The sequence below is a fragment of the Labrys sp. WJW genome, from assembly GCF_001676615.1.
Taxonomy (GTDB): Bacteria; Pseudomonadota; Alphaproteobacteria; order Rhizobiales; family Labraceae; genus Labrys; species Labrys sedimenti.
Genome location: NZ_LYXZ01000025.1, coordinates 41,510 through 61,582, shown reverse-complemented (window position 1 = coordinate 61,582; position 20,073 = coordinate 41,510). Strand labels below are relative to the sequence as shown.

17 protein-coding genes are annotated in these 20,073 nt (G+C 64.0%); 13 read left to right on the top strand and 4 right to left on the bottom strand.

Annotation, left to right across the window (positions count from 1 at the left end; translation table 11 throughout):
* Positions 1-111: 111 nt before the first annotated feature.
* The 6 genes from BA190_RS17040 to BA190_RS17015 all read left to right on the top strand — a co-directional run bounded on the left by BA190_RS17040 (position 112) and on the right by BA190_RS17015 (position 4,752).
* On the top strand, positions 112-414 hold the full coding sequence (locus tag BA190_RS17040) for a DUF2849 domain-containing protein (RefSeq protein WP_068289934.1): 303 nt from the start codon (positions 112-114) through the stop codon (positions 412-414).
* Entirely contained in the window at positions 414-2,081 is a 1,668-nt protein-coding gene (locus BA190_RS17035; protein WP_068289932.1) for a nitrite/sulfite reductase, read from the top strand. The genes BA190_RS17040 and BA190_RS17035 overlap by 1 nt, the downstream gene beginning before the upstream one ends.
* Entirely contained in the window at positions 2,065-2,832 is a 768-nt protein-coding gene (locus BA190_RS17030) for a phosphoadenylyl-sulfate reductase (RefSeq protein ID WP_082979804.1), read from the top strand. Before BA190_RS17035 ends, BA190_RS17030 begins: the two co-directional genes overlap by 17 nt.
* Before the next feature lie 59 nt (positions 2,833-2,891).
* A complete protein-coding gene (locus tag BA190_RS17025) occupies positions 2,892-3,392 on the top strand; it encodes a DUF934 domain-containing protein (protein WP_068289930.1) in 501 nt (166 codons plus the stop codon).
* Positions 3,393-3,506: 114 nt separating this feature from the next.
* Positions 3,507-3,857 carry a hypothetical protein gene (locus tag BA190_RS17020; protein ID WP_068289929.1) on the top strand — a complete coding sequence of 117 codons (351 nt, stop codon included), beginning with the start codon at positions 3,507-3,509 and terminating at the stop codon, positions 3,855-3,857.
* 67 nt (positions 3,858-3,924) lie between these two features.
* A complete protein-coding gene (locus BA190_RS17015) occupies positions 3,925-4,752 on the top strand; it encodes a class I SAM-dependent methyltransferase (RefSeq protein ID WP_068289924.1) in 828 nt (275 codons plus the stop codon).
* An 8-nt stretch (positions 4,753-4,760) separates the two neighbouring features.
* Here BA190_RS17015 and BA190_RS17010 read toward each other — a convergent pair whose 3' ends face one another.
* Entirely contained in the window at positions 4,761-5,708 is a 948-nt protein-coding gene (locus tag BA190_RS17010; RefSeq protein ID WP_245314768.1) for a LysR substrate-binding domain-containing protein, read from the bottom strand.
* Positions 5,709-5,865: 157 nt separating this feature from the next.
* On the opposite strand from BA190_RS17010, the gene BA190_RS17005 reads away from it, so the two are divergent.
* Entirely contained in the window at positions 5,866-7,290 is a 1,425-nt protein-coding gene (locus tag BA190_RS17005; protein WP_082979803.1) for an MFS transporter, read from the top strand.
* A 32-nt stretch (positions 7,291-7,322) separates the two neighbouring features.
* On the opposite strand, the gene BA190_RS17000 is transcribed toward BA190_RS17005, so the two are convergent.
* The gene (locus BA190_RS17000; RefSeq protein WP_162275129.1) at positions 7,323-10,745 is read right to left on the bottom strand and encodes a DUF3971 domain-containing protein; all 3,423 of its coding nucleotides are present in this window, start codon (positions 10,743-10,745) and stop codon (positions 7,323-7,325) included.
* A 295-nt stretch (positions 10,746-11,040) separates the two neighbouring features.
* Here BA190_RS17000 and BA190_RS16995 point away from each other — a divergent pair, with 295 nt between their 5' ends.
* The 5 genes from BA190_RS16995 to BA190_RS16975 all read left to right on the top strand — a co-directional run bounded on the left by BA190_RS16995 (position 11,041) and on the right by BA190_RS16975 (position 16,458).
* Complete coding sequence (locus BA190_RS16995; RefSeq protein WP_068289918.1) at positions 11,041-11,514, top strand: peroxiredoxin; 474 nt, start codon at positions 11,041-11,043, stop codon at positions 11,512-11,514.
* Between the two features lie 119 nt (positions 11,515-11,633).
* A complete protein-coding gene (locus tag BA190_RS16990) occupies positions 11,634-13,736 on the top strand; it encodes a molybdopterin-dependent oxidoreductase (protein WP_068289914.1) in 2,103 nt (700 codons plus the stop codon).
* A complete protein-coding gene (locus BA190_RS16985; protein ID WP_068289912.1) occupies positions 13,733-14,092 on the top strand; it encodes an MmcQ/YjbR family DNA-binding protein in 360 nt (119 codons plus the stop codon). The genes BA190_RS16990 and BA190_RS16985 overlap by 4 nt, the downstream gene beginning before the upstream one ends.
* 356 nt (positions 14,093-14,448) lie before the next feature.
* Positions 14,449-14,988, top strand: a complete 540-nt coding sequence (gene fae / locus BA190_RS16980) for a formaldehyde-activating enzyme (RefSeq protein ID WP_068289909.1) — start codon at positions 14,449-14,451, stop codon at positions 14,986-14,988.
* 189 nt (positions 14,989-15,177) lie between these two features.
* Positions 15,178-16,458: a cystathionine gamma-synthase family protein gene (locus BA190_RS16975; RefSeq protein WP_068289906.1), complete on the top strand. Its 1,281-nt coding sequence runs from the start codon at positions 15,178-15,180 to the stop codon at positions 16,456-16,458.
* 7 nt (positions 16,459-16,465) lie between these two features.
* Here BA190_RS16975 and attM read toward each other — a convergent pair whose 3' ends face one another.
* Positions 16,466-17,257 (bottom strand): N-acyl homoserine lactonase AttM, encoded by a 792-nt coding sequence (gene attM, locus BA190_RS16970; RefSeq protein ID WP_082979801.1) that lies wholly within the window; start codon positions 17,255-17,257, stop codon positions 16,466-16,468.
* A 117-nt stretch (positions 17,258-17,374) separates the two neighbouring features.
* Here attM and BA190_RS16965 point away from each other — a divergent pair, with 117 nt between their 5' ends.
* On the top strand, positions 17,375-18,232 hold the full coding sequence (locus BA190_RS16965; RefSeq protein ID WP_068289900.1) for a LysR family transcriptional regulator: 858 nt from the start codon (positions 17,375-17,377) through the stop codon (positions 18,230-18,232).
* 83 nt (positions 18,233-18,315) lie between these two features.
* Here the strand turns inward: BA190_RS16965 and BA190_RS16960 are convergent, their stop codons facing one another.
* Positions 18,316-19,803: a hypothetical protein gene (locus BA190_RS16960; RefSeq protein ID WP_068289898.1), complete on the bottom strand. Its 1,488-nt coding sequence runs from the start codon at positions 19,801-19,803 to the stop codon at positions 18,316-18,318.
* Positions 19,804-20,073: the final 270 nt, after the last annotated feature.

The window sequence follows — 20,073 nt, the reverse complement described above, 5'->3', positions numbered from 1 at the left end:
GAATTTCTTTAGCCGCCCTAAATTACATTGTTTTTTCGTATTGAAATCTATTTGACAAATTGCGCGCGAGAACCGATATCGTGGACGAATTCCAATCAGGGGTTTTTCGTCATGCCGCTCGCTATCACAGCCAACCGCCTCAAGGATGGGCGTGTGGTGTTCCGCACCCCCAATGGCAACTGGTCGCTCGACGTGGCCGACAGCGCCATCGAACCCGATCAGGCCACCGCCAATGCGATCCTTGCTAGCGTCACCGCCGCTGCCAATGAGCAGGACGTGGTCGAGATCTATGCCGTCGAGCTCGATGTCAGCGGCGAGAAGCCCCGTCCCGCCAAGCTGCGCGAGGCCATCCGCGCGCTCGGGCCGACCATCGCCTATCTGCCCAAGACCGAACTCGCCGAGGCTGCCGAATAATGGGTGCCCTCTACCGTTATGACGAGTTCGACCACGCCTTCGTGAACGCGCGCGTCGCCGAGTTCCGCGACCAGGTGCAGCGCCGCATCAAGGGCGACATCACCGAGGAGGAGTTCAAATCCCTTCGGCTGATGAACGGCGTCTATCTCCAGCTGCATGCCTATATGCTGCGGATCGCAGTGCCCTATGGCACGTTGTCCTCCAAGCAGTTGCGCACCCTCGCAACCATCGGCCGCCGCTGGGACCGTCATTACGGCCATTTCACCACCCGCCAGAACCTGCAGTTCAACTGGATCGCCCTCAAGGACGTGCCGGACGTGCTGCAGGCCCTCGCCGATGTCGAGATGCATGCCATCCAGACCTCCGGCAATTGCATGCGCAACGTCACGGCCGACCATTTCGCTGGCGCCGCCGCCGATGAGGTCGCCGATCCGCGCGTCTATGCCGAGATCATGCGCCAGTGGTCGACGGCCCATCCGGAGCTGTCCTATCTGCCGCGCAAGTTCAAGGTCGCCATCACCGGCGCCGAGGAAGACCGGGCTGCGGTCAAGGTCCACGATATCGGCTACCAGATCGTGCGCAACGAAGCCGGCGAGATTGGCTTCCGTGTGTTCGTCGGCGGCGGCCAGGGCCGCACCCCCATGGTCGGCAAGGCCTTGCGCGATTTCCTGCCCGAAGCGGATCTCCTCACCTACACCGAGGCGATCATGCGCGTGTACAACCTCGAGGGCCGCCGCGACAACAAGTACAAGGCGCGTATCAAGATCCTGGTGCACGAAAAGGGCCTCGACCCGATCCGCGAGGAAGTCGAAGCCGAGTTCGCGCGCATCAAGGATGGTGCCCTCAAGCTGACGCCGGATTCGGTGGCAGCGATGCAGCAATATTTCGTCGCCGGCCCGTTCGAGACGATCGGCGAGACACCGGTTTTCGACAAGGCCAAGGCGAAGGATGCCGATTTCGCACATTGGGTGTCCGTGAACGTCCATGCCCACAAGCAGCCGGGCTATGGCATCGCCACCATCTCGCTCAAGCCGATCGGCGGCATTCCGGGCGATGCGTCCTCCGACCAGATGGACCTGGTGGCCGATCTCGCCGACCGCTATTCGCTGGGCGAGATCCGCATCAGCCATCTGCAGAATCTCGTGCTGCCGCATGTGAAGCTCGACGACCTGCCGGCGCTGTTCGCGGTGCTGCAGGACGCGGGCCTCGCCACCGCCAATGAAGGGCTGATCACCGACATCATCGCCTGCCCGGGCCTCGACTATTGCTCGCTCGCCAATGCCCGCGCCATTCCGATCGCGCAGGGCCTGTCCGAGCGTTTCGGCTCGCCCGCACGTCAGGCGGAGATCGGCAGCCTGCCGATCAAGATCTCGGGCTGCATCAATGCCTGCGGCCATCATCACGTCGCGGCGATCGGCATTCTCGGCGTCGACCGCAAGGGCGTGGAAAATTATCAGATCACGTTGGGCGGTTCGGCCCGCGAGGATTGTTCGATCGGTGAGCTCGTCGGCCCCGGCTTCGGCGCCGACGGTATCGTCGACGCGGTCGAGAAGGTGGTGGACACCTATCTGGACCTGCGTCTCTCCCCACAGGAAACATTCCTGGAGGCGGTGCGCCGTGTCGGCCTACCGCCCTTCAAGGAGGCACTCTATGGACAGCGTGCTTGATTTTTCGGACGCTCCGGTGAACGTCGGCTTGGCCAGCCCAGCCATCGATCCGGAAGCGCAGGCGCTCGCTTTGGCGGCGCAGTATCACAACGCCGATGCGCAGACCGTGTTGCGCGCGGCGCTGTCGCTCTACAAGGGCGGCATCGCCCTCGTCTCGAGCTTCGGCGCCGAATCGGCTGCCCTCCTCCACATGGTGGCGGAGATCGATCGCGCCACGCCGGTGATCTTCCTCGACACCGGCCGGCTGTTCAGCCAGACCCTGCTCTATCGCAACGAACTCGCCCGCCGGCTCGGCCTTACCGATCTGCGCACGGCCTCGCCGCGCCAGGTTCTGGTGCAGCAGGAAGACCCGGACCGGCTGCTGGCCTATAGCAATCCCGATATGTGCTGCTGGATCCGCAAGGTCGACCCGCTCGACACTGCGCTGGAGCCTTTTTCGGCCTGGATCACCGGGCGCAAGCGCCACCAGGCTTCGACCCGCGCCGCTCTGCTGCCTTTCGAGGCGGATGCCGGGCGCATCAAGGTCAACCCGCTCGCGGACTGGACCACCAAGGACGTGGCGGACTATCTCGAACGCCACGACTTGCCGCCTCATCCCCTGGTGGCCGATGGCTATCCTTCGATCGGCTGCATGCCGTGCACCAGCCGCGTCGCCGAAGGCGAGGATGCCCGCGCCGGACGCTGGCGCGGCAAGTCCAAGGTCGAGTGCGGCATTCATGTTTCGCCTGAAAAGGCCGGAAGTGGTATCTAAGAGATAGCTTCCATACCGTTGAGAAGCCTGCGCTTTGCGCAGGGATTTAGGAGACGCGCGTGCCCCTCTGGAAGAACGGCCAATTCGAGGCTGACATCTATAAGCTGGCCGGCGACGAAGAGGCCCTGCCGGACGGGGCCGTCATCGTCTCGCTCAAGCGCTTCCTGGCCGAGAAGGACAGCCTTGCCACCCGCAACGCCCCGGTCGGGGTGGTGCTGCAGCCGGCCGACGACATCGAACTGCTGGCCGACGCCCTGCCGAGCCTGCCACTACTGGCCCTCGCCTTCCCCAAATTCGGCGACGGCCGGGCCTTCTCCCTGGCGCGCATTGCCCGGGAACGCTACGGCTTCGCCGGCGAGCTCAGGGCCGTCGGTGACATCCTGTTCGATCGCATCGCCTATATGATCCGCTGCGGCTTTGACGCCCTCGACATCAGCAACGCCCCGACGGTCGCCGCGCTGGAAGCCGGCAAGGTGCCGATCTCGCACACGCGCTACCAGCCGACCGGCGGTGATGGGACAAAGCCCGACAAGCTCAAGCCCTGGCGGCGGCTGGGATAGCACGGATCACGTGGCACGGGAGGCCGGCTGCCTCCCTCCGCCACGATGACTTCCAACCATCAAGCTTGCCCTTGGCGGCATATCGGCCCAAACTAGCCGGGAATCGGAGGCTGCATGCTCTCATTCCAGGTGATGTTCATTCGGGCCATGTCTTCGGCCCTCGAAACCAGCCAAGCCAGCGCCGTCACCATCGGCCATCGTATGCCCATCCTGGCGACGCTGCCATTCTGGCCCCATCCGGACAATCTGATCGAAGCCAGTCGCATGGTGACCGAGAAGTTCGAGGCCCTTGCGGAAGGTGCGGTTGCGGCAACCGACGAAATGGCGCAACTGGGATTGCGCGCCGCCTTCGGCAAAGCGGATGTGCATGACTTGGCCTCCGGCCTGATGTCCGTCGCTGTCGCGGCAGCCCAGCCGGCCCAGCGGCGGGTCCGAGCCAATGCCAGACGCCTCTCGCGGCATTGACGCCATGCACTGGCTCCCCGACAGCCCGCCAACGGCTTTACCGGCTCTTCCATAGCGTGTGCGAGCCATGGAAAAGGTTTCTCTGAGCCAGGAGAAGGAAACCCTTCTCATCACCCTCTACGCCAAGGGCGAGGAAAGCCGCCTGTCCGACTCGCTCCTGCAGGACCGCTTCGCGGCCTCGGCGATCGAGCGGATCGACTACGATTTCTCCCGCCTCGGCATCAACCGCGACCTCATGATCGGTCTGGCGATGCGCGCCCACATCCTGGATGGTTGGGCCCGCGCCTTCCTCGCTTTTCACCCCGAGGCGATCGTGCTGCATCTGGGCTGCGGCCTGGACTCCCGGGTTTTCCGCATCGATCCACCGGCCGGCGTGCGCTGGTTCGACGTCGATTATCCCGAAGTCGTCGAGCTCCGGCGCCGGCTCTATCCCGAGCGCGCAGGTTACCAATTGATCGGAACCTCCGTCACCGATCCCGCCTGGCTCACAACGATCATGCCCGAAGGCCGCCCAGCGCTGATCATCGCCGAAGGCATGTTCCCCTATCTGCAGGCCGATGAAGCCATCCCGCTGCTCGAAACGCTGGCTGGGCACTTCCCCACCGGAGAGATCGCCTTCGATGCCTATAATCGTCTTGGCTTGCGCCTGATCCGCAAACAGCATTCGGTTCGCGTCACCGGTGCACAGGTGCATTGGAGCCTTGACGATGCCCATGAGATCGAGCGCCAGGTTCCGCGCCTCAAGCTGATGCAGGAACTGCTCTCTTACGGTCGGCAGGGCTATCATGCCGCCCAGATCGCCAGAATGTCCCTGTCGGCTCGCATGGTCATTCCATTCTTCAGGGCCATTCCTGCGCTCGGCCGCATCGGCCGGCTGCTACGCTACAGGTTCTGAAACGAGCATCACGCGCTCACCGGCCTGCCACCACTCCTGCCCGGCAAGGTACGCTGTTGCGCTTCGACCGCTTCGAGCATCCAGTCTCGAAAGGCCAGGATAGCAGGATCTTCGCTGCGCTCGTGCGGATAGACGAGATGATAGGTCTGGTCTCCTGCCACCGGGACCTCGATGTCGAACAGGCGCACCAGTCGCCCTTCGGCGATATCATTGGCGATCATGGCAAGATCGGCCAGACCGATTGCCCCGCTATCGATCACGGCCTGTACGACATGGCTGGTATCGGCAAAGGCGACGCAGGCGCTTTCGTCGAACGTATCGACACCGGCAGCTGCCATCCACATGCGCCAATCCGGCCAGGTCAGATCGCCCCGGCGCCAATCGCGATAGCACAGGGTGCGGCCGATCAGATCTTCCGGCGTTTTAAAATGCTGGCCGGCCTCGAGCAGCCGCGGACTGCAGACCGCCACCATGACCGTATCGAACAGCCGCACCGAACTCAGCCCGTCGAAGTTTCCGTCGCCGAAACGGATGGCGAGGTCGATATCGTCGATTTCGAAATCGCGGACCTCGTCGGTAATGTCGAAGCGTAGCTTCAGTTCGGGATGGATAGCGTGGAAGGCTGGCAATCTCGGCAGCATCCAGTTGGTGGCGAAACGTGCGCCAAGCGACAGGCAGAGCTGCGCCGAGGCGCGCTGCGATCTGCTGGCCCGGGCGACGGCGCGCTGCAGACCGGCCAACGCCTCGCCCACCGCCTCGAACAATAGGCCTCCCGCAGGGGTGAGCCGAATGCTGCGGCTGGTCCGCATGAAAAGCACGATGCCAAGCTGATCCTCGATCTCCTTGATCTGATAGCTGACGGCGGCCGGCGTCAGACCGACCTCCTCGGCCGCGCGGGTGAAGTTGAGATGCCGGCCGGCCGCCTCGAAGATCTTCAGGGCCCGAGTCCCCGGCATTGTACGCTTCATCAATCTTCAAGCCAATTTTGATGCTCTACCGAGAATTACTCGTTTTTCAATGTCCTATCAATCGGTCATGACAGTCAGACTTGACAATCAGGGAGCCTGGAGCTGGGCGACAACCGGCTTTTATGCTCCGTTTTGGAGTGACCTCATGTCCGTCGAGACTGCCTCCTGCGAGCCCTGCCCGGGCGATCGCGCCCGCCCTTTCCCGTCCAATCCGGGCACGGCGTTTCGCTGGCCGGCCCGCCTGTGGATCGTCCTCCTCGTCTCCAGCGGGGTGATCCTGCTCGATGGCCTCGACGTCTCCATGATCGTGGTGGCGATACCGCAGATTCAGCGGGAATTCGGCTTGAGCGCGGCGACCGCGCAATGGCTGGCCGGCGCCTATATCCTGGCCTTCGGCAGCTTCCTGCTCCTGGGTGGACGCTGTGCCGATCTGTTCGGCCGGCGTCGCATGCTGGTTGCCGCCATGGCCGTATTCATCCTCGTTTCTGTGTTCGGTGCCTTCACCAGCGATCCGGCGCTGCTGATCGCCTCGCGTTTCGTCAAGGGCGTGGCGGCGGCCTTCACCGCACCGGCGGCGATGTCGCTGCTGACGACCACCTTTCCCGAAGGTCCCCAGCGCAACAAGGCGTTCGGCATCTTCAACGTCTTCGAGGCCTCCGGTTATTCCTCCGGCCTGTTGATCGGTGGCCTGCTCGCCACGCTGAACTGGCGGGCCGTGTTCATCCTGCCCATACCGATCGCTGTGCTGATCCTGTGGGCGGTTCTGCGCTATGTGCCCGCCGACCCGCGCTCCGACCGGCCAATACGGCTCGACCTCGGCGGCGCGCTGAGCCTGGTCAGCGGCATGCTGACCCTGGTCTTCGCACTCGTCTTCGCCTCCGAAATCGGCTGGCTGTCACCATGGACCATCGGTGGCCTCGCTGCCGCGGCTCTGCTGCTGGCTGGCTTCGCCGCGATCGAGAGCCGCGTCGAGGCACCCCTGATCCGTCTCGGCCTGTTCCGCAATCGCAAGCTGGTGGCCGCGAATGCGAGCGCCGCCCTGCTCTATGGCGGCGCCATGGGCTTCCAGTTCCTGCTCGGCCTCTACTTGCAGAACCTCCTCGGCTGGCAGCCCTGGCAGATGGCGCTCGTGCTGCTGCCGGCGGGCTTGATGGTGGTTGCGATCGGTCCCAGGCTCGGCGGCTTGATCGACAGGTTCGGGGTGACGCGCATCCTGGTCGTCGGCCTCGCCGCCTTCGTGCCCTGCTATCTGCTGGCACTTCGCCTCGGTCCCGAGCCGGACCTGTGGACCCTCTTGCTGCCGGTCTCGCTGCTCTGGGGCCTTGGCTTTGCCTTCAGCATCTCGGCCTTGATGGTCGCCGGGACCAGCGGCGTCGCCGACGAGGAACAGGGCCTTGCCGCTGGCCTCCTCAACAGTTCGCTGCAGGTCGGAGGCGCCTGCGGCCTTGCCGTTGTCACCGCGGTCATCATGCCGGCGACGGAATTAGCCATGCTTTCGTCCGGCGTCGTGGTTAGCCTGGTCTTCGCCTTCCTGACCCTGCTGGTTCAGTTGCCCTTTCGGCGCGGTTGAACCCGCAAGGTCAACGAGACGCCGGGGTCTCCTCAATTGGTCTGCTTCTGGAACTCGAAGATCTTGCGCAGGAAGCCGGGCGCGATGGCCGAGAGCGGATTGACCGTGAGCACCGGTGCGTTGATCCGGCCCGACACCTTGAAGTTGATGGCGAACAGGCCGCCATATTGGCCACCGCTCAGTAGACCGCCGATGAGCGGGATCTTGGAGAAGATGTTGTTCAGGGCATAAGCGGGCACGAAGGTGCCGGTGAGGTTGACCCTGTCCGTGCCGTAGTCGAGGGCACCCGACAGGCTGACGCCGACGTCGGGTCCCCAGACGACCGAGTCCAGGATGCCGATCCGCGAGGCTGTCCGGGTGAAGGCGAGTTCGAGCCTGGTGAACTGGGCAGAGTCGCCACTCCCTGGCGCGTAGGAAGACAGCTTGCCGGCGTTCTTCAGCGTGTCGCGGTATTGCCCCAGGGCGGTCTCGTTCTCCACCGAGAAGCTGCGCATCACCAGGCGGCCGCGCATATTGTCGATCACCGGCGAGAAGCGGGCACCAAGCGCCCCGCCACGCAAGCGGGTGTAGAGATCCAGGAAACGCATGACGGCGCCGGCATTGGTGGACTGTACAGTGACCAGATTGCCGTTGCCCCCTTCATTGCCCAGCGAGGCGGTGACCTGGCCGTTGGCCAGCCTGCCGCTGAGATCGAGCTTGCGGATCGTCGTACCCTTGCTGTCGAGCATCAGGCCGAGATCGGCCAGGGACTCGTCATTGAAGCCGACCACCTGGCCGACCCTGATATCGGCATTGATGCTGGTGCTGGCACTGCTGCCCTTGGCACGCTTTTGGAGCATCGACAGCAGAGGGCGGGCATCGAGCCGGTTCCCGCGCACAAAGACCTTCCAGCCATTGCCGAGTGGTTCGAAAACACCCTGGAAATCATCACCCGGCGACAGGCTGATCACATCCATCATCGCCTTGCGCAGCTTGTTGTCCGGACCGAGCGTCACGGTGCCACGCAGCGACACCGATCCGCTCTCCACCGTCAGCTTGTCGAGCGTGCCGCCGCCCTTGTCGGCGGGGTCCCAACTGAAACTGACCCGCCCCGGCACGCCGGCCGCCTTTTGCCAGCCCGGCAGCAGGTCCTTGATGCGCACGGCAGCCAGATCGATATCCACATCGTAGCGCGGGTCGCGCGGATCGGCGACCGGATGGATGTCGGCCTGGATGGGCCCCGTCAGTGCATCCCCGAAATCGAAGCCCTTCCGCTTCCTCGTGGCGTCGTCCAGGATGACGCTGAGGGCCGTCTGCGGTTCCTGGCCCTCGGCCTTGCGCAGGTCGAAATTGGCCGGCAGCCCATCGAACACACCCTTGCCGGTGAGCAGCATCAGCCCCGGCTCGAGCGAGAGCTTCATCGTGCCGCTCTGCAGGCTGCTGCCGGCGACATGAGCAATCGACATTCCCTGTACGCCGCCCGTGATCGCATATTTGATGTCTTCGGGGCGAGGATGGTCGATCAGCGGCAGGTCGAGCTTGACCTTGAGATCGGCAGTGCCGTTGACCTCATCTGGCCTGATATCCATGCCCTTTGCGGCATCGGCCAGCGGCGGCATGGTCATCAGCCTGGCCACGGCCTGCGCGGGGCCCTTCACCCCGAAGACCGCGGACTGGTTCGGCGGTTTCAGGGCAAAATCGTCGATCTTGTAGGACCCATCGGCGAGGTTGAGTGTGCCGGTGTCACCGGTCTCGACCACCGCGCTGTCGACACTGACGGTGAGATGGCGTCCGGAGAAGTCGACCCTGCCCTCGACGTCGCTGATCGGCGGCAGCGTATCGATGATCTGGACGATGCCCTTCGACATCGGCACCGAGCCCGAAAGAGCTTCGTCCGGCAGAGGCGGCGTCTTGCCGTTGACCGAAGCCAACGCTCCTTGCGGAATGGCGAGCTTGAGCGTCGCTCCATCGACGACACCGGCCTTGATATGGTCTTCCAGCCAGATCTTGACCTCGGGTACCGAGAAGACGGGCCATACCCGGTTCAAGGCCACCGCCGACAGGGTCTTGGCCTTTGCGGTTAGGTCGATCGCCGGGGTCTTGCCGCCGAAGCCGACGGCACCGTTGAAATCAATGGCAACCGTCGGCCCCAGCACCTCGCCCTTGTCCAAGCTGAGGCGATTGGTGGCGGGATCGTAACGACCGGCAAGATCGATGCGGTCGAGCTTCAGCGGCGGACGTTCCTCGCGGCGGCTGGCCAGCAGCACGTTCGGCGCCTGCAGGCCATAGGTCCACACCGGACCCGTCGCATCGGAAGGCGGAACGACCTTTCCCTTGAAATCCAGGATGCCCTCGCCCGACTTGACCATCGCCTGCTCGATCTGGACGGCACCGACCGTCTTGTCCCAGTTCAAGCTGATCTGAGCGCCGTCGAAAACGAAGGGAGGCTCCTTCGGCTCGACATTCCAGCTGCCCCCGGCGCTGGTGATATTGACCCGCGCCATCTCGACGGAACCATCGGGATTGATGCTGGCACGAGCCAGTAGATCGAAGGAGGCCTTGACCGATGGCTGCTCGACGCTCGGCGCCAGAGCCGCCACGACTTCGGTGACACCGATATTGCTGGCCTTGATGTCGATCGAGCGCGGTTCGCCATCGCCACCTTCCGTAGTGGCATTGATGGAACCACCCGCAGCGGCAAGAGCCACCGACAGGCCACCGGCCGTGGCGGTACGGCGGACCGTCAGGTCGATACCGCGATGGACGATGTCGTGGCCGATCGCCTGGTCATGCACCGCCAGCGCGGCGTCGCGCAGCTCGACCCTGTCGATGGAACCGATCGAGGCGATCATCGTGTCGAAGCCGTTCAGGACTGCCGCAAGCGAAAGGGCTCCGCCCGTGGTAGGCGCCGAGCTGTCGACCCCGGCCTGAAGCGTGAACCGGCCGTCGATGCTGACATTGACGGTTGCCGCCGCCCCCTCGACCACGATCGAACGGGCCGTAACGTCGCCAAGCAGCAGAGACGCCAGATCGAAACCGGCAAAAATACGCGGCGCCGAGGCGATCACGACGTCATGATCCCTCACGGTCACACCGCGGATCATCGCAATCAACCCTTCCGGGCGTCGTTCGATCGCGACATCGTCCAAGCTGAGACGATAGCCCGGCGGTAATTTGGCGGCGATGGCCTGATGCACGGTCTGGGTGATGAAGGGCAGCGATAGAGGACCATTGCCGAGCCGCCAGTAGAAGATGCCGATGGCAGCCCCGACCACCACCGCTGCCGTGGCCGCCACGGAGACGGCGCTGCGCAGCAATACGCGGCCGCTGCCAGGCCGCCGCCGGGGAGAAGGATCCGCCGGTGGCTCTTCCACAGGATGGTCGTACGGCAACTGGCTCGCAGCGGTCTCCAGGGACACCTGCTCATCGGCGGCAGCCGTCGCTTCATGCACTGCGTTGTGTGCGTCCCTCGCCATCAACGATTCGCCAGCCCCTTGCGATAGATCCTTCATGCCCCACGGCAATGCCGGCGAGATGATGGCCTCACCCAGGTTGCCGTACCGTTAAGGAGACGCAGTAGGATGAAGATGCAAATTGTTGAGATAAGCCGACAATTCCAAATCGTCTTATCCGCGGATACGCTGGGCAAACACGCATCGGGGCAATCCATCGCGAAAGACGAGTGCCCGGATGCAGAACGGCCTGGACCGCGCCTGTCCCGAAACATACACGATTGTGCTCTGACGTACCATTTTGCCAAAAGGAAGGCATATGCATCCCCTGCAGGTCGGCGAGGTCGCTCCCGCCTTTTCCCTCCCCCTCGCCGATGGCGGCACCGTCCGGCTCGAGGACTTCAGTGGCCGCAAACTGGTGATCTTCTTCTATCCCAAGGCGGACACCCAGGCCTGCACGCGTGAAGCCGTGGAGTTCTCGGCGGCCAAAGCGGATTTCGCCGCCGCGGGCGCGGAATTGCTCGGCATCTCGCACGATCCTGTGCGCAAGCAGCAGAAATTCGTGGCAAAGCACGGATTGACCACGGCAATCGCCTCCGACGAAAGCCTCGACATGCTCAACGCCTATGGCGTCTGGGGCGAAAAGCAGATGTATGGCCGCACCTATCTCGGCATCGAGCGCACCACGCTGCTGATCGACGGCAAGGGCATCGTCGCCCGCGTCTGGTCCAAGGTGCGTGTGGCGGACCATGTCGCCGAGGTGCTGGAGGCCGCCCGCGCCCTGCCTGGATGATACGCATGCGAGCCATTCCCCGCATGAATGGATCGATCAATTCTCGCAATGCCTGCACGCAAGGCTGGCTCTTACGGCCTCCTCGCCCTACGATGCGACGGTGAGATGACGAGATCCCGATGAACAAACCGCTTGGCCCGATCCGCAGGGCCTCTGCCTGCCCGCATGATTGCCCCTCGACCTGTGCCCTCGAGATCGAGGTGCTCGACCGCAACACCATGGGGCGGGTCTATGGTGCCGCCGACAACAGCTTCACCAAGGGCGTGATCTGCGCCAAGGTCGCCCGCTATGCCGAGCGCGTGCATCACAAGGATCGCCTGCTCCACCCCCTGATGCGCACCGGCCCGAAGGGATCTGGCCAGTATACACGCATCGGCTGGGACGAGGCGCTCGACCGCACCGCCGAGGCCATGCTGGCAGCCGAGCGCGATTTCGGGGCCGAAAGCGTCTGGCCCTACTACTATGCCGGCACCATGGGCCTGGTCATGCGCGACGGCATCAACCGCCTGCGCAATGCCAAGCGCTATTCGGGCCAGTATTCGACCATCTGCACGTCACTGTCCTGGTCCGGCTATCTCGCCGGCCATGGCCGCATGACCGGTACCGATCCGCGCGAGATGGCGCAATCCGACTGCATCGTGCTGTGGGGCACCAATGCGGTGGTGACGCAGGTCAATGTGATGACCCACGCCGCCTCCGCTCGCAAGAAGCGCGGCACCAGGATTGTGGCCGTCGACGTCTATGACAACGCCACCATGCAGCAGGCTGACGTCAAGATCATCCTCAAGCCCGGCACGGACGGGGCGCTGGCCTGCGCCCTCATGCATGTGCTGTTCCGCGACGGCCATGCCGACCGGGCCTATCTCGCCAAATTCGCCGATCATCCGGCCGAATTCGAGGCCCATCTCGCCAGCCGCACGCCGCAATGGGCTTCCGACATCACCGGCGTGCCGGTGGCCGATATCGAGGCCTTGGCCAAGCTGCTGGGCGAGCGGCCCCGGACCTTCTTCCGCCTCGGCTATGGCTTTGCCCGCTCGCGCAACGGCGCGGCTTCGATGCATGCGGTCAGCGCCATTCCCGTGGTGATGGGTGCCTGGCAACATGAGGGCGGCGGCGCGCTGCACTCCAATTCGGGTATGTTCGGCTGGCGCAAGACGCTGATCGAGGGCCTGGACGTGCGCGACCCCAAGGTCCGTGAGCTCGACCAGACGCGTATCGGCCCCATCCTCACCGGCGATGCCGAAGCCCTGTGCGGCGGCGGCCCGGTGAAAATGCTCTTGATCCAGAACACCAATCCGATGTCGGTCGCGCCCGACCAGGACAAGGTGAAGCAGGGCTTTGCCCGCGAGGACCTCTTCACCGTCGTGCATGAGCAGGTGATGACCGATACCGCCCGCATGGCCGACATCATCCTGCCGGCCACCATGTTCGTCGAGCATGACGACGTCTACCAGGGCGGCGGGCAGCAGCACATCCTGCTCGGCCCCAAGCTGATCGAACCGCCGGGCGAATGCCGCAACAATCACGAGGTGATCAGCGCCATCGCTGCCCGCGTCGGCGCCGAACACCCCGCCTTCGCCATGGATCCGCGCGAGTTGATCGACCGCACCCTGCAGGCCTCCAATCGCGGTACACTGGCAGAGCTGGAGGAAAAGCGCTGGCTCGACGTGCAGCAGCCTTTCGAGGAGGCTCATTTCCTGAAAGGCTTCGGCTGGCCCGACGGCAAGTTCCGCCTCAAGGCAGACTGGCCGAAGAATCCCTATGCGGCGCCCGCCAAGTTCGGGCCGGTGCATGACATGCCCGCCTTCCCCGATCATTGGACGGCGATCGAGCTGGCGGACGAGGCCTTCCCCTTCCGCCTGACCACCAGCCCGGCCCGGAATTTCCTCAATTCGAGCTTCACGGAAACCCCGACCTCGCTCGCCAAAGAAGAACGGCCCGATGTGCTGATCCATCCCGACGATGCCGCCGCCCACGGCATCGAGGACGGCGACAAGGTCGAGCTTGAAAGCCCGCGCGGCAAGGTCCGCCTGCACGCCAAGCTCTTCGAGGGCCTGCGTCGCGGCGTGCTGGTGGCCGAGTCGATCTGGCCGAACAGCGCCTATGAGGACGGCAAGGGCATCAACACCCTGACGGGGGCCGATGCGCCCGCCCCCGTCGGCGGCGGTGCCTTCCACGACAACAAGGTGGCGATCCGCAAGCTCCCAGCTTTGGCGGCATGACCCACGAGGAGTACAACGCCTTCTGCGGCGCGCTGCCCGCCACCAGCCATGTGGTGCAATGGGGCGGAGCCCATGTCTGGAAGGTCGGCGGTAAGGTCTTCGCCATCGGCGGCCAGCAGGACGGTGTACCGCGCTACACCTTCAAGGTGAGCGAGATCTCCTATGAGGTGCTCAGGGAGCAGCCCGGCCTGCGTCCCGCCCCCTATCTGGCTTCGCGCGGCATGAAGTGGATCCAGCATTATGCCGAGCCAGGCCTGAGCGACGAGGAACTGCGCGACTATCTGCGTCAGTCGCATTTCATCGTCTCGCGTGGCTTGTCGAAAAAGGTGCGGGCGGAACTCGGCCTGCCAGGCTAGAGCTACAATCATGGTCCTGTTGCTCGACCGTCATTGCGAGCGGAGCGAAGCAATCCAGCTGGTGCCATGCGTGAAAGACTGGATTGCTTCGCTCGGCTCGCAATGACGAAGGGAGCCACCACGAGGTTGGAACTGCGACCATAGCGCCAAAGCGCCTTGTGATCGATGGAACCACCAATTGTCGCGAGAACTCGTCACAACGCGGGCTTGGAGCCAGGCTCCCCGACTCCCGAGAACGACTATGCGTCCTTTTTTCACAAGCCCCAAGGCTTGCGGTTTTCAGGACCGCCGGCCCATCATCCGCTGCCGCAAAAAGGTCTCATCGTGCCGATTGAGACCGGAACAGGAGCAGTGACTTGACCGACATCATCTTTCGCACCGGCGAAGCCACCGTGCTCGCCAAGGAAGGCCAATACACGGATGCCATGCCGGAGGTGCTGATCGGCTCCGTCGACGGGCCGGTCGGCCACGGCTTCGCCGCCATGCTCGGCCAGACGGTCGGACATACCCGCATGTTCGTGGTGCGTGACCTCAACCAGCTCGTCCGTCCCGCCACCATGATGACGACGAAGGTGACGATCCACAATGCCGCCTATGTCGAGCTTCTCGGCGGAGTCGTTCAAGGAGCGACCGGCGACGCGATCGTCGACTGCGTCATCGAGGGCGTGCTGCCAAAGGACCAGACAGACAAGATCTGCATCATCATCACGATCTGGCTCGATCCGCGCTGCCCGGCGGACCCCAATCTCGACAAGGCCGACCTCTATCGCACCAACTACGAGGCGACCAAGCTCGCTATCCGCCGCGCCATGACCGGTGAGCCCACGATCGACGAGTTGATCGCCAACCGGAAGACCATCAAACACTACGCGCTCGATGGCGTCGTCGAGTATTGAGCCGGCATGAAGCACCCGATTTCGTTGCTGAGCCCTTGGCAGCGGAGTCGAGGTCCTGATGCCCTCCCAATTCGCCGAAGGAGTCGGTCGATCCGGCGATCGACTCCTTCCCTTTGACAGACTTCATGGCCGACCGCACCATACGTGCCACACCACCGCTTCCGACGTTACACGTGAAAGGAGCCGGTCATGGCCGTCGATCGCAGCCACAAACATATGCTCAACAACCACGCCCTGCATCCCGAGACCCTGATGCTGGGCTATGGTTATGACCCGGCCCTCTCGGAAGGTTCGGTGAAGCCGCCCGTGTTTCTCACCTCCACCTTCGTGTTCCAGTCGGCCGAGGACGGGCGCGATTTCTTCGACTACACCTCGGGCCGGCGCACCCCGCCCGCCGGCAGCGCGGCCGGGCTGGTCTATTCGCGCTTCAACCATCCCAATACCGAGATCGTCGAGGACCGCCTCGCCATCTATGAAGGCGGCGAAGCCGCCCTTCTGTTCTCCTCGGGTATGGCCGCCATCTCCATGGCCGTGCTGGCCTATGCCCGCCCCGGCGATGTCGTGCTGCACAGCCAGCCGCTCTATGGCGGCACCGAGACGCTGCTCGCCCGCACCCTCGCCGATTTCGGCATCGGGCATGCGGGCTTCATGGACGGCCTTCATGCCGCCTCGATCAACCAGGCTGCCGACAAGGCGATGGCGGCAGGCCGGGTCAGCACCATCCTGATCGAGACGCCCTCCAATCCGGTCAACACGCTGGTCGACTTCTCCCTCGTCGGCGCCGTTGCCGATCGCATTGCCGACATGCAGGGTGCACGCCCGGTGATCATTTGCGACAACACGCTGCTGGGGCCGCTCTTCCAGCGGCCTCTCGGCCATGGCGTCGATATCGTGGTCTATTCGGCCACCAAATATATCGGCGGCCACAGCGATCTCATCGCCGGCGCGGCGATCGGCAGCAAAACGGCCTTGAAGCCGGTGCGAGCCCTGCGTAGCGCCGTCGGCACCCAGTTGGATCCCCACACCTGCTGGATGCTCGGCCGCTCGCTCGAAACCTTGTCGCTGCGCATGCAGGCCGCCGCGCGCAATGCCGTGGCCGTCGCCGACTTCCTGGCCGCCCATGCCGGCGTCGTCGCCGTGCATGCCCTGCATGCGCTGCCGGAGGACAGTCCGGCACGCCGGGTATTCGAGCGGCAATGCACCGGCGCAGGCTCGACCTTCTCCATCGAGATCAAGGGCGGCCAGGCCGAGGCCTTCCGAATGCTCAACGCGCTGAAAGTGTTCAAGCTCGCCGTCAGCCTCGGCGGCACCGAGTCCCTTGCCAGCCATCCCGCCTCGACCACCCATTCGGGCGTTCCGGCCGAGCTGAGGGCGCAGCTCGGCGTGACCGACGCCACCATCCGCCTGAGTGTCGGCATCGAGAACGCCGAGGACCTGATCGCCGATCTCGCCCAGGCGCTGGAGGCCTGAGTGGCGGTCAATCGTAGAAGCGGGGCGCCTGCCTGAAACCGGCCCAGGCCTCGGGATCATGGCCCGGTACCACCGTCGCTCCCATCCGGTCGGCGAGAAAACGCAGCTTGCGTACCGAGCGCGCCGCATCGCTGGCCGAGCTCATCAGGCCTGGCAGTGCCTTCTCGTTCCAGTGGTCCCAGGTATAGGCGGCATCGATCGCCAGTAGATACGGCCCGCTGTTCGGAAGATCGACCATGACGGATTGGTGGCCGGGGGAATGGCCCGGCGTAAACAGGATCCGGATGACGCCATCGCCATAGAGGTCGAAGTCGTCCGTGGCCTCGCCCTCCAGGAACTGCCAGGCAAGGTCCGGCCGGTCGAAGTCCCGGCGGACATAGGCGGCCGCCGAGAACCAGTCCGGAGCGAAGGCATATTCATATTCCCGACGTTGCACGATGTAGGTGGCATTGGGAAAGCGCCCGACGGCGCCGGTATGATCCGAATGCAGGTGCGAGAGCAGCACGAAGCGGATATCGCCGGGCCGGATGCCGAGAGTTTCGAGCTGGGCGAGGCAGCCTTGTTCCGGTGTCATCACCGGGCGGAAGACCTCGACGCTGCCGCCCCAATAGGCTCTGGGATCGGCAAGGCCTTCCGCCGCCAGACCTCCGTCGATCAGCACCGCGCCTTCCGGATGCATCACCAGGAACCAGGGCACCGGGATCTCGTAGTCGTCCCCCTCGCCCTGGTTCATCTTGATGTGGTGCAGCTTGCAGCGCTGGGTGCCGGACTGGAACATATACAATCGTAGACTTGACATTCGAAACTCCGACAACCCGTCGGCTCCTCCAACGCGGATCGCGGTTGTATAAGGGCACGCTTTCAATCGGAAAACCGGGAATGTATGATATCATCCATCGGAAAAACGGATGGATAAATGCGCCCTTTCGATCTCGATCTCCTGCAGACCCTCGTCGCCATCGCCGAAACGGGCAGCCTGTCGGCAGCGGCGCCACGGGTCCATCGCTCGCAATCGGCCGTCAGCGAGCAGATGCGCAAGCTCGAGCAGCATTGCGGCGTACCCTTGCTGGTGCGCGGCAAGCTCGGCGCCAGCCTCACACCGGCCGGCGAGCGCCTGGTCGTGCATGCGCGCCGGCTGCTGGCACTCAGCGAGGAGGCTTTCCGCGATGTCATGGGCATGCCGCTCGCCGGCGATCTGCGCCTGGCCATCACCGACTATTTCCGCCCGGCGACGATCACGCTCCTGCTCAAGCGCCTGCGTGAGCGCTACCCGCAGCTCAGGCTGCATGTCGCGACCCGCCAGAGCCTGATGATCGAGAGCCGTCGCGACTTCGACATCGGCCTGTCCATGCGCCTTCTCGACAAGGACAGTGCGTCCGACGAAGACGGCCGCATCCGGCTCGGCCGCGAGCCGTTGTGCTGGGTCGCCTCGCCGGCCCTCGCCCTTGATGCTGCCCAGCGCCTGCCGCTGGTCGTGCTTCCAGAGGCCTGTGCCCTCCAGCGCCTGATCATCCGCGCGCTCAACCAAAGCGATATCGATTATGAGATCGCCCATTCGGCCGCCGGAGTTGCCGGCCTGCACCTGGCGCTCGCTGCCGGCCTGGGCGTGGCCTGCCTCAACCGTTCCGCCATACCCGCCGGCATGGCCATTCTCGATGCCGGTTTCGGCCTGCCGGCCATGCCCGACATCGAATTCTCCATCCTGCCGCCCCAGGCCGGCGAATCCGCCCTTGTGGCGGAAGTTCGCCATTTGCTGGCCAAGGAGTTGGCCTGACCTCTCGCCCTGCTCCGGACGCAAAGAGGGCGGCCTTTCGATAAAGGCCGCCCTCGGAATCCTGCCGGCTGTTTGGAAGCGCTCTATTTCTGCGCGCCCGGCCCGAAGGACTGACCGTTCACCGTGACTTTGCGAGCAAGACTGTCGAAGTCGATGTCCCAGGTCAGCCGGCCGTCCGGCCCGGTCTTGGCCAGCCCCTTGAGGAAGGCGATGCCCATGGCCGCACGTTGCGGCCCGGCATCGGAGGCACCGGCCTTGCCGAGAGAGGCTGTGATCTCGTCCAGGTTGGAAGCCGAAACCGTCGCCTTGCCCTGTTGCGCTGGCAGCAGCGAGGTCTCCCCCTGTCCCCTCACATCATAGGCAGGTGCCGTCAGGCTCTGGCCGAAAGCGAGCTTGGGCTGGCCCGCCAGAAGCAATGGCATCAACGCCGCCTTGAGCGCATCCGGTTGAGCCGGTTTGGTGTCGGTGCCAACCTCGATCATCTTGCCGGCGATCGTCTCGAGATCGAGACCGGTCAGGTTGAAATCGAGCGTCGCCTTTTCCGGCACCAGGGACCTGGCCCAGTCGGGCAGCATGCCGTCCGGCAGCACAAGACCGCTCATGGCCAGATTCAGGCCGACATTGCCCGTCTTCACCAGGCCGTTCGAAGCGAGGTTGGTATCCACCGTGGCAATCCGGATGATGCCCTTGGGTGTTCCCACCGTCATGTTGTCATAACGGATCTGCGCGGACAGTGTTTTCCACAGCGGCAACACGGCCTTCAGCTTGGCCCGCGCCTGCTCCTGGGCCGCCTTGCCATTGTCCCCAGCCTTGCGGCCCGCGAAATAGGCCAGGGCCTGCATGAATTGCGAACCGCTGGAGCCATTGGCCACGAAGGTCTCGTGCACGCGATCCGCGCGCAGCACCATCGGCGGCGCGGGATTGGCGGGATCCTTGACGGTGACCGTCTCGACCAGGTCCAGCAGGTCACCGGTCACGTTCAGATCCGCCGTGCCGGCCTCCCCCGTTTTGCCGGTGATGGTGAAATCGATCTTGCCAACGGTGGCGTCGATGTCCTCGAGCGGCGTGCGCATCGTAAGAACGGCTGACTCGCAACGCATGGTCTGATCGGTAAATTGCTCGGCCTTGGGGTCATAGATCCCCTTCCCGGTACAATTCTTCAAGCGCTGGACCAGTTCGCTCTGCGGTCCGGCCTTGCCCGATTTGTAGACCATATCGAGCGAAGGACTGCTCTGCTCGAAAGCATACTTGCCCTCTCCCTGGGGGATCAGGCGGGCGGTGAACGGACCGAAGCTGAATTGGGCGCCGTCTGCAGGCAGGCCGAGCTTGCTGCTGCTGACATCATAGGTGAGATCATAGCTCTCGCCATTGGGTTTGACGGCGACGATACCCTTCTCGAACACTTTCGGGCCGAGATAACGGGCAATCTCGTCTCGGATCGCCTTGGCACCTTGCTCGGTGGCGGGTTCGGCCAGGGCCTGTGATGAGGCCTGCGCGACAAGCGCCACACTGGCCAGGATGACCCAGCGACGAACACCGCATTTACGCTCAGATTTCTTCAGGAAAATCATAAAATACCCGGTCTGCTAGATGAAAGATCCCTATCCCCGAGAGCAAAGCCATTTGGGCGGAAACTCTTCTTTGCTTCAGCTCTTTGGTTCGGCGCGTCTTGCGATTCTTGACGTTTCCGCCAAATCCCCAAACGCTTTGTGCCACAGGTGAAAGCGTGCTGCCTGTGAAATTTTCTACAGGGCCTGTTCTGAACCCGCCTCACTGCACACAGTTTATAATTCCTCCAACCATTTGACATGCCACTGTCATGTCGATGGCCAAGAAGGAGC